Origin of the sequence: Herbaspirillum sp. AP02, from assembly GCF_015767275.1 — a bacterium.
Taxonomy (GTDB): Bacteria; Pseudomonadota; Gammaproteobacteria; order Burkholderiales; family Burkholderiaceae_D; genus Herbaspirillum.
The window spans coordinates 299,557-306,045 of the sequence record NZ_JADWMY010000007.1 but is presented as its reverse complement, the minus strand read 5'-3'; the positions used below and the strand labels follow the sequence as shown (position 1 = coordinate 306,045).

The following is a 6,489-nucleotide window of genomic DNA, read 5'->3' as shown; positions in this document are numbered from 1 at the left end:
CCTGAAACAGATGTTCCTGGACCTGAAAGAGCTGGGATATGAGGGGTCGTATGACCGCGTAGCTGCCTTCGGAAGGCAGTGGAAAGTGGGTCAGATGGCGAGGGTCAATTCTGCGAGCAAATCAACATATATCCCACTTTCTTTCGCACCCGGAGAAGCGTTCCAGTTCGACTGGAGCGAAGATTGGGCTGTTCTTGCCGGCGAACGAACAAAGCTACAAATTGCTCAGTTCAAGCTCAGCCATAGTCGTGCATTTTACTTACGTGCTTACTTGCTTCAAACACATGAGATGCTTTTCGATGCCCATGCGTATGCGTTTGAGGCCTTGGGAGGAATACCGAGGCGTGGCATTTACGACAATATGAAAACTGCAGTTGATAAAGTGAAAACTGGCAAACAGCGAGATGTGAACGCACGCTTTTCCGCAATGGCCAGCCATTACCTTTTCGACACAGAATTTTGTAATCCTGCATCTGGCTGGGAAAAGGGGCAGATAGAAAAGAATGTGCGAGATAGTCGAAGCCGGATTTGGCAAAAAGTCCCGGCGTTTCCTTCGGTGAGTGCGCTCAATCAATGGCTTAGTGAAGAGTGCAGGCGTCTTTGGAAAGAGATCAAGCATCCAGAGCTGGATATCAGCGTCTGGAACGCATGGGAGAGTGAGCGGCCTCATCTCATGGCTATGGGCAAGAGGTTTGATGGATTTGTGGAGCAATCAAAGCGCGTATCGCCCACTTGCCTAGTAACGTATGAGCGCAATCGATACAGTGTCCCGTCGTCATTTGCCAATCGACCAATAAGCCTAAGGGTCTATGCAGAGCACTTGGTCTTCGTGGCAGAAGGAAGGGCAATTGCTGAGCATGCCAGGATTATCAATCGGGACCATGGGCCGGGCCAAACGATCTATGACTGGCGCCATTACTTAGCTGTTTTGCAGCGAAAACCAGGTGCTTTACGCAACGGCGCGCCGTTTTCTGAGCTTCCGGCCGCATTTAAAGACCTGCAATCCATCTTACTCAAGCGACCCGGCGGGGACCGCGAAATGGCCGAGATTCTGGCGCTCGTTATGTTTCACGACGAGAAAGCTGTTTTGTCCGCAGTTGAAGCATCTCTTGCAAGCGGCGCACCGTCAAAACAGGTTGTTCTGAATGTCCTTAGTAGACTATTAGACGGCACGCCTCCGCCGAAGGTAAAAACGCCTCAGGCATTGCGACTAGACATCGAGCCGGCCGCAGACGTCGGTCGATATGACGCTCTTAGAAAAAAGGATGATGATCATGTCGACGCAGCCTGAAGCTTTGCTTGAGATGTTCCGTATTCTTAAACTGCGGGGTATGGCGCACGCGGTGTCTGACTTGGCCGTGCAAAATTCCCCTGCATTTCAAGCGGCTGTTCCTATTCTTTCAGATCTGGTCAAAGCTGAGATCGCGGAACGTGAGGTTCGATCGCTTGCCTATCAAATGAAAGTAGCGAAATTCCCAGCTTATCGAGATTTGAGTGGTTTTGACTTCAGTGTGAGTGAAGTGAACGAGGCGCTCATTCGAAAATTGCATACTTGTGATTTTCTAGAGTCGGGCCAGAACATTGTTTTCGTTGGGGGGCCGGGAACTGGCAAGACTCACCTTGCAAGCGCGATTGGTATTCAAGCAATCGAGCATCGAGATGCTCGCGTTCGCTATTTTTCGACCATTGAGCTCGTGAATTTATTAGAGCAAGAAAAGCAGCAAGGCCGACCAGGGCACTTGGCCACTCGCCTACTGCACACAGACCTCGTTATTCTTGATGAGCTTGGATATCTTCCATTTAGCCAGTCTGGAGGAGCGTTGCTCTTCCATCTGATTAGCAAATTGTACGAGCGTACCAGTCTTGTTATTACTACAAACTTGGGCTTCGGTGAATGGGGCTCCGTATTTGGAGATGTGAAGATGACTACGGCGCTACTCGATCGGCTCACCCATCACTGCCATATTGTCGAGACGGGTAATGACAGCTACCGTTTTAAAAACAGTTCTACTCGAGACGCCAAGAAAGGGAGGTCAAATAGCAAAAAAGATACGGAATGAGAGAAATTCGCGAGGGTCACGATTCGATGCAAAGTGCGGGTCAGGATTCGGCGCAATATCACATACTCATTTCAGTAACCAAAATCCGCGCAGCCTTTTGGGCTTCTGGCGACGCAATCAATGCCATTGCAAGAGCATAGTGCTGCGCCGGTACCCTTTCAGATTTTTTTGCAATCCGATTGATTAGGCCCAGATGATGTCGCCCGCTTCTAGGATAATCACCGGAAAAGTTCTGTATCAGCCACTTTGTAGGAAGTACTTGCGAAGCGACGTCCGCAAGGGTAGATCGAGACGATCCCCTGTTTCCCGAGTAGAGGCCCATTCTGGAGATCCATCGGCCGACCGATCTCTTCAGATGATTTGAGTTTACGGGTGCGCTTCTGGAAAGAAGCTGCTGACAAAAATTCCCGTATCTGCGGATCACTAAATTTTCTTGCGAGATGGAAGTTTGCGTTTCGGATTGTTCAATATAGCTGTGAGGCATATTTGAAAATGGGGCTAAGCGTGACGCAATCTTTAATTGAATACTATGTGTTGGGCAGTAGTTGACGCCGGGAAGATGGTGGGACCGCCTCCAATAAGAATAGCCCAGTGAATGTAAATCTCCTCTTGCGCACAGCGAGCAGAAATTCGCTGTCGTTATAGGGCGCTTGATGCCGTACCAGTTCTGGAGGTAGAAATTAATGCTTGCCGAATGTTCCATGCTCGAAGCATCTGAAAACGCAAAATGAAAAGGTGCGAGGGTGTGCTTAATAACGAATCTATCAAGTGGCATCCGTGTGGCTTGGGCTAGTAATGGCGGATGTCTTGGACCATTGCAATTTGCGGAAAAGAATGACCTTTGCAAAGAATCTAGCGTCTGCTTCTCGGAGTCAATATGATTCACGATACGAATCCTCCCCAAGAGACCTCGGTCTAGTTCATCCTTTTGCGGTTCGGGGATATTCAATTTTTATATCTTTCAGTGATACGCGCTATCGTAAAAATGGATCTATCTTTAAAGCGTTTCTGAATTCAGCATATCCTCATAGATAAGTAGTCGGCGTGGATCATCTGAACGAAGAGCCGCAATTGCCGGCAACAGAGGTGCCATAAATGTCTGCAGCGCTAAATCAATATCGGGCATTGATAAAGATCTTGCATTCCGTTCGAGAGCGCATCTCTGACTAAAGAACCAGAGATTTGAAAGAATGCGTGGAACGCCAGCACTTTTTTCAAAGAGGGCGATGCGTAGTTCTGGGGTAGGCGGTAATTTCTCGTCGAGCCATTGATATTGACAAAGCGTCGGAAAAAGATACTTCGCGTAGTACGGATCTTCCGCCGATTTAATCAGGGAGATCTGGTGAAATCCGCCAGTCGTCATCCGTTGTGAAGTACTAATGCGGCTAGAAAACGCGGCCATCCCGTCTGGAGTTCCTGCTGTGATAATCGCGATACGCGAGGTATTGGCTAAGGTTAGGATGAACTTCAGTGCCTCGTCTTCCACAATTCGAAGAGGAAGCCGTTCCCCTTTATTGGATGCTGAGGCTCTTGATTTTTTAGTGGGCAATTTGAAGAAATTCTGGACCTCATCGAGCACGAGCACGCCGAGAAAATGAGAAGATGCTTTTTGTAACCAAGCTCTAAGCATCTGCTGTCCGTTCTTACGTGAACTGCGTAATGTAGGTTCGAAATGCGAAGTTCCTAAAGCGTTATCTAAGCTAATCATCAGTTGCTCTGCGAGATCCGTGGCACGTCCACTTCCTGGAACATCAATCTTTTGCCATAGAACTTGTTTGAAAGGACCTGCCATGCCAGGGAATTTTTCATGCAACGTAACTTGAGGATAGCGCTCCAATGCACGCTCAATAGCTCTAGACTTTCCGGAGCCCGATATGCCAAAAATTGCTGCTACTAAAGGACGAGAAAAGGTGTTGTTCTCATCAATTCCTCCCGAGTAAAGGTGCCGCCAGGTGTCCGGACTATCTGGCCGCCGATGAACGTAGCTTTGGCGTAAAAGTAAATCCAAGGTGACCGCGACTCTAATTCCTTCGTTCGTCGGAATATGAAGCTCGTGCAGAGCGCCAGCTTGATGCAAACGAATATGGTTCGGAGTACCACTCGATATGGCGGGTAGCGGTGGTAGTCTTCGCAGACGCTTTGCTAAGGTAAGACTATCTGGAACAGGTCCGCATGCGTTAATCAAGAGGTTATCGGCGTACTCATTTACCTGATCCTTAAATTGCATTATGGTCATCCTCCTCTGCATTCTCAGAAGAAAATAGTTGAGCCATAAGATCGCCATACACCTCGTCACTGCTTTCTTCGGCGTCGACGAGTACTGGCTGCTCTATAGGAGAAGGATCCGGCGAGATTGAATGAATATTTGCTTCAATTTCTTTTGCATCACGTAAGGTGGGTAAGGAACCATCATGGTTCAGATCAGCAATTCTTGTCGCTTCCGTTGCCTTCGAAATCATCGCACTCGTTCGTTCGCGCTTTGCAAACCTACTGACATTGCGCTCATGTTCTCTCTCGCCGCGCTTTGCACGGTCGTACGCTCGTGCATCAAACCATTCATCGAATGAAATTCCAGGTTTGGCAAGTGCATCAGGAGACAGAGATAGCGAAGCCATTGCGCCGGTATCGGGATCAGGCCACCAGATTCTGTCGTTGTTTCCGGGGAAGTAGTGCATGTGCGTTGTCATGACGCCAAAATTCCTTGCTGTTGCGGGCCACATTTTTTCTTGTACGAAGGGGGCCTCATATTTCAGACCTCCTAGGTAAACGCCGTCCTTACGGATCGCCGCCTCTTGAGTTGGAAGTAGGGCCGCCATCAAGCGTGTCGAGTGTTCTTCCTTTTGATACCCGATGCCAACCTCGTGACCATAGCGCCATAGGCCAGCAGGAGATGGGTCCACGCCGCAGGCAATCATGTCAGTGTTCATACGCTCTGTGCGATTCGAAAAGAAATTGTATTGCGCAAAAACCTCGCTCAGATAGCTGACGTATTCTTTCAAATTGAAAATTCCGTCTCGGGAATTAGCTCGAAGTTCGATTTCCTTCCGCCGTGCATCGATAGCGCCAGGGACAAATTGAAATTGCTGATCTTTTGTAATCCGGTGTAGCACCTCGACGATACCTTTGAGGTCTGGCCTATACGATGGGTTGTATTGCATATTCACGCCCAATAGTTCACCAGTCTCCTTCGCTCCTTTGGATAAGTATTCACCGCGATCGCACAGGAATGCATGTGGTAGCGATGGGGGTGGGTAAAGTTGGGCGACAGCATCAATGCCCCATAGATCTGAAGAGGAATTGGTGGTAGCAACGGTCGAGAATAGAGCAACCTTTGCTGTTGCCCATGATGGGCCGGACAAGCAAACATAGAATCCCACTATTGCCGTCGACCATACATCAACGATTATGTAGACAATAGGCCGTCCGATAGCCCAAGCTCGATTAACACTGCTGCGAAGAAAGATGTCCCCTACGGTTGAGTCGATTGCATAAACGTGCCCGGGTCCGGCAATGCCTTGCCAGGACTTTCCTATCAACCCGCGATGATTCCGGTTGAAATGGAGAAGTGTGGTTCTTGCTAGTTTTCGTGAAAGGCGGTTGGTCTCTTGATTAACGATCCGCCGAACTTGCTCTTTATTTGGATATGTTCCCTTTGGGGGCGTCACTGGCGTAATGACCCCCAAATCGTCCGTGAACCTCTCTATGAAACAGTTGGCAATAATGCTGTCGTAGATTGCATCGAACTTTAGTCTGGGATTGCGGCTGATTACCTTGTATGTCGCAAGTATTTTTTGGCGCGCTTCTACGGTGATACCTACTTGAGGGTCTGTCTCTGGTGTTCCTAGTCGCTCATTCAGCGTCTTGCGTCCAGATTTTGGCTTACCCTTTTCCCATGGGCGAAGCTGACCAGGTCCGCCGCAACGATCAAATCTTGGATTTAGTGAACTCAAGTGGAAGCCGTAGCGACATAGCAATTCCCATAGCCGATAGCACGTCGCACGTGAGACTGTGTTTTCCCTCCTTGTTTCTGCAACTAGCTTCCCTATACCCCGAGGCGATAGCAGTGCTTCGCAAACAAGTTCATGATCTAGAAAAGGACGTGCGACCTTACAGCGTATGTCGAATACGGCGCGCTCCTTTTCGGTTAATCCATCAGTGCTTAGTAGGTACTTTGGATTGGTTTTAAACTCTACGTTCTCTAGTTCCAATGAGTCTGCCATGGCTGATATCAGCTTAGTAGGAACAGAAATTAGATTTCCCACTCTCTGCGCATGGTTCTCTTTCGTCTGGTGCGATTCTTCTATCTGGATGTTCTGGTCAGGTTCTGATAGCCGATATAGAAATGCAACATCCGCATCAATGGGAATTGCAATAATCCGATAGATGCAGTTATGAAAGGCACCCGAGATACGCAGGATCATGCCAATTT

Annotated in this window: 5 protein-coding genes; 2 read left to right on the top strand and 3 right to left on the bottom strand. The window is 48.6% G+C overall.

Going from position 1 to position 6,489, the window contains the following annotated elements; all coding sequences use genetic code 11:
* Nucleotides 1-1,291, top strand: a 1,291-nt coding sequence (gene istA, locus I5R65_RS16190; RefSeq protein WP_180668627.1) for an IS21 family transposase, incomplete at its 5' end; no start/stop codon positions are given.
* Nucleotides 1,275-2,060, top strand: a complete 786-nt coding sequence (gene istB, locus I5R65_RS16185; protein ID WP_196872195.1) for an IS21-like element helper ATPase IstB — start codon at nucleotides 1,275-1,277, stop codon at nucleotides 2,058-2,060. The genes istA and istB, both read left to right, overlap by 17 nt.
* A 58-nt stretch (nucleotides 2,061-2,118) precedes the next feature.
* On the opposite strand, the gene I5R65_RS16180 is transcribed toward istB, so the two are convergent.
* The 3 genes from I5R65_RS16180 to I5R65_RS16170 are packed head-to-tail and all read right to left on the bottom strand — an operon-like array spanning nucleotide 2,119 to nucleotide 6,481.
* Nucleotides 2,119-3,009 carry a TniQ family protein gene (locus I5R65_RS16180; RefSeq protein WP_180668626.1) on the bottom strand — a complete coding sequence of 297 codons (891 nt, stop codon included), beginning with the start codon at nucleotides 3,007-3,009 and terminating at the stop codon, nucleotides 2,119-2,121.
* A gap of 48 nt (nucleotides 3,010-3,057) precedes the next feature.
* The gene (locus I5R65_RS16175; RefSeq protein ID WP_180668625.1) at nucleotides 3,058-4,287 is read right to left on the bottom strand and encodes an ATP-binding protein; all 1,230 of its coding nucleotides are present in this window, start codon (nucleotides 4,285-4,287) and stop codon (nucleotides 3,058-3,060) included.
* Entirely contained in the window at nucleotides 4,277-6,481 is a 2,205-nt protein-coding gene (locus tag I5R65_RS16170) for a DDE-type integrase/transposase/recombinase (protein ID WP_180668624.1), read from the bottom strand. Before I5R65_RS16170 ends, I5R65_RS16175 begins: the two co-directional genes overlap by 11 nt.
* Nucleotides 6,482-6,489: the final 8 nt, after the last annotated feature.

Coding starts and splice junctions, on each gene's coding strand:
- istB (WP_196872195.1), top strand. CDS start 1,275: ATGTCGACGCAGCCTGAAGCTTTGCTTGAGATGTTCCGTATTCTTAAA.
- I5R65_RS16175 (WP_180668625.1), bottom strand. CDS start 4,287: ATGCAATTTAAGGATCAGGTAAATGAGTACGCCGATAACCTCTTGATT.
- I5R65_RS16170 (WP_180668624.1), bottom strand. CDS start 6,481: ATGATCCTGCGTATCTCGGGTGCCTTTCATAACTGCATCTATCGGATT.